Genomic DNA, 2,945 nt, shown 5'->3' on the forward strand with positions numbered 1-2,945 from the left:
TCTCGAACATCGAGAGCAGCATCCCGCCGAGCGTCTGGCTCGCCGCGTCGTCGTAGCCGCGCACGCCGAGCGGCGTGGTGCGGCGATCCGGCGCGATCTCGAGCGTGCCGAACAGCTTGTCCCACAGAATCAGCAGCACGCCGAACTGGCTGTCCGAATACTTGCGGATCTTCGCGTGATGCGCGAAGTGATGGCTCGGCGTGACGATCACCGCGCCCAGCACGCGCTCGAGCCGCGCCGGCAGCCGCAGGTTGCTGTGGTGATAGAGCTGGCCGGCCAGCGCGAGCGGCGCATGGATCAGCAACGCGAGCGGCGGCAGACCCAGCAGCGGGATCAGGATCGCGCGCGGCGCGAGGATCGGAAACGCCGCGCCCGGATGGTTGCGGATCGTCGTCGACGCCTCCATCAGCGGATCGCTGTGATGCAGCCGGTGAAAGCGCCACAGCAGCCGGAACGTGTGATCGGCGCGATGCCGCCAGTAATCGCCGAAGTCGAGCGCGATCACGCCGAGCACCACCTGCAGCCACAGCGGCAGGCCGAGCAGCGGGAACAGCCCCCACTGATGGCGCTCGGTGGCGTGCAGCAGCCACACGATGCCGAGCCCGAGCACGGCCGTGGTGGCCACGTAGATCACCCCGATCGCGAGGTTCCTGGCGGTGTGCCGCCAGCGCCCCTCGCCTTCGAGCAGCGGCACGGCCGCCTCGGCCGCGATCAGCAGCGGCAGGCCGGTGGCCATCACCGCGTAACGTGGATTGTCGAGGGCAAGCTGTATCAGACTCATGTCGATCTCCGTTCCTGTTGGCTGTCCGGCTGATTGTCGGGATGCGCATGCCGGAACGCCGGCAACTCCAGGCATGCTGCGACGATCGCGGCGATCGTCGGATACGCGTCCACCGCCACGCCGACGCGGCGCGCCGTGAACGCCTGCGGCACGAGGAACAGGTCCGCCACGCCCGGCGTGTCGCCGTGGCTGAAGCGGCCGGTCGCGCCGTCCTGCAGCCGCGCCTCCAGCGCGGCGAAACCCGTTTCGATCCAGTGGCGCTGCCAGGCGGCGGCCTGCTCGGCATCGAGCCCCGCCGTCTCGCGCAGGTAGCGCACCGCGCGCGCCGCGCCGAGCGGATGGATGTCCGAACCCACCGCCGCCGCCAGGCTCGCCACGCGCGCGCGCCCGGCCGGATCGGCCGGATACAGCGGCGGCGCGGGCCGCGTCGCGTCGAGGTAATCGACGATCGCGAGCGATTGCGTGAGCCGCAGCCCGTCGATCGCGAGCGTCGGCAGCAGCCCCTGCGGGTTCAGCGCCAGATAGGCGGGATCGCGGTGCGCCTGCTGCGCGATGTCGTAGGACACGGTGTCGTACGCGATGCCCTTCAGATGCAGCGCGATGCGCACGCGAAACGACGCGGACGAGCGGTAAAAACCATGCAGCGTGGTCATGCGGCCTCCTGTTGCGACGGGCGGCGCGCGGTGCGCACGAGCCAGGCCAGAAAGCCCGGCAGTTGCAGCGCGATCGCCACCGCGAACGCCGTCTGATAGGCCGCGGCCGGATAGTGGTGGGCGGCGTCGGGCGTCCACGCCGAAACAATGAAGCCGAAGCCGCTCTGCACCAGGAACGCGCCGAAGAAGATCAGCAGGTTCAGGCAGGTGGCCGCGCGGCCCGTCAGCGCGGGCGGCACGTTCTGCGCGACGATCGTGTATTCGAGCCCGGCGATCGTGCCGACCAGCGTGAACGCCACGCTCAGGGCCGGAATCCACGGCGCGACGTTCAGCAGTGCGAGCAATTGCACCAGCAGGAACAGCCCCACGCCCACGCCGGCCACGTCGATCGGCTTCGCGCCGAAGCGGCGGCCCGCCCATTCGGTGAGGTTGCCGATCGACAGCGAGCCGGCCACGATCGCGCCCATCCCGACGAACAGCAGCGCGGCCGTCTCGCGCGTGCCGAGCCCGCCCGCGTCCTGCAGCCACTGCCCCATCCACAGCCCCTGCAGGCCGAACGCCACGGCGTGCGCGGGCAGCAGCAGCGAGATGGTGCGGCGGAACGCCGGATCGCGATACACCTCCAGCAGCGAGCCGAGCGTGGGCCAGCGCGCGACGCGATGCGCGACCGGATCGGGCGGCGTCAGGAAGCGGATCGCCAGCGCCGGGGCCAGCGTCACCACCGCCAGCGCGACGAACACCGCGCGCCAGCCGAACTGCTGCAACGCCAGCTCCACCGGCAGCGTGGCCGACATCGCCCCGAGCCCGCCCACCGCCAGCAGGTAGCCGTGGATCGACGGCAGCCGGCGCGGCTCGACCCAATACGACAGCGCCTTGATCGAGCCCATGAAGCAGGCCGACAGGCCGATGCCGGTCAGCACGCGCGCCGCGAACAGCGGCCCGAAGCTGGTGCCGAACGCGAACAGCAGCGAGCCGGCCGAGGCCGCGCCGAGCAGCGTCAGTTGCACGCGGCGCGGGCCGTAGCGGTCGAGCGCCATGCCCACCGGCAGTTGCGCCAGCCCGAACGAGACGAAATAGGCGCTCGACAGCAGCCCGAGCTGGGCGGCGCTCAGTTGCAGCGCCTCGACCAGATACGGCGCGAGCACCGCGTTGATCGAGCGAAACACGAACGAAACGTAATGGCCGAAAGCGAACGGCAGGAACACGGTCGCGTAGAGCGCCGCGGTGCCGAGCCGGCCCTGGGTGTCCGACGAATTCACGGAGGCTCCTTCGAGGATCAGGATGAACGGGAGGAAGGGGACGCGCCGTCCGGCGCGCGATAGACATGCTCGATGCCGCCGTGCGCCGCCTCGCGCACCAGCGTGCCGAGCGCGGCCAGTTGCGGCAGGTTCTGCACGGCGTACAGCACGAGCGGAGCGGCCGGATCGCTCGGGCCCGCCTGCCCGGCCGCGAAGCGGTGCGCGGCCCACGGCGGCACGTAGAGCGCGTCGCCGGGCGCGAGCGGATAGGCG

At 71.1% G+C, this 2,945-nt stretch carries 4 protein-coding genes; all 4 read right to left on the reverse strand.

Annotation, left to right across the window (positions count from 1 at the left end; all coding sequences use genetic code 11):
• Positions 1 to 781 (reverse strand): sterol desaturase family protein (locus G3N92_RS32520; RefSeq protein ID WP_206131630.1); only part of this gene is annotated, 781 nt, incomplete at its 3' end.
• On the reverse strand, positions 778 to 1,434 hold the full coding sequence (maiA, locus tag G3N92_RS32525; protein WP_206131631.1) for a maleylacetoacetate isomerase: 657 nt from the start codon (positions 1,432 to 1,434) through the stop codon (positions 778 to 780). The genes maiA and G3N92_RS32520, both read right to left, overlap by 4 nt.
• Positions 1,431 to 2,693 (reverse strand): MFS transporter, encoded by a 1,263-nt coding sequence (locus tag G3N92_RS32530; protein ID WP_206131632.1) that lies wholly within the window; start codon positions 2,691 to 2,693, stop codon positions 1,431 to 1,433. Before G3N92_RS32530 ends, maiA begins: the two co-directional genes overlap by 4 nt.
• Before the next feature lie 17 nt (positions 2,694 to 2,710).
• A partial coding sequence (locus G3N92_RS32535; protein WP_206131633.1) for a hypothetical protein occupies positions 2,711 to 2,945 on the reverse strand: 235 nt, incomplete at its 5' end.

The sequence above is a fragment of the Burkholderia sp. Ac-20379 genome, from assembly GCF_017104645.1.
In the GTDB taxonomy this organism is placed as follows: Bacteria; Pseudomonadota; Gammaproteobacteria; order Burkholderiales; family Burkholderiaceae; genus Burkholderia.

Coding starts and splice junctions, on each gene's coding strand:
- maiA (WP_206131631.1), bottom strand. CDS start 1,434: ATGACCACGCTGCATGGTTTTTACCGCTCGTCCGCGTCGTTTCGCGTG.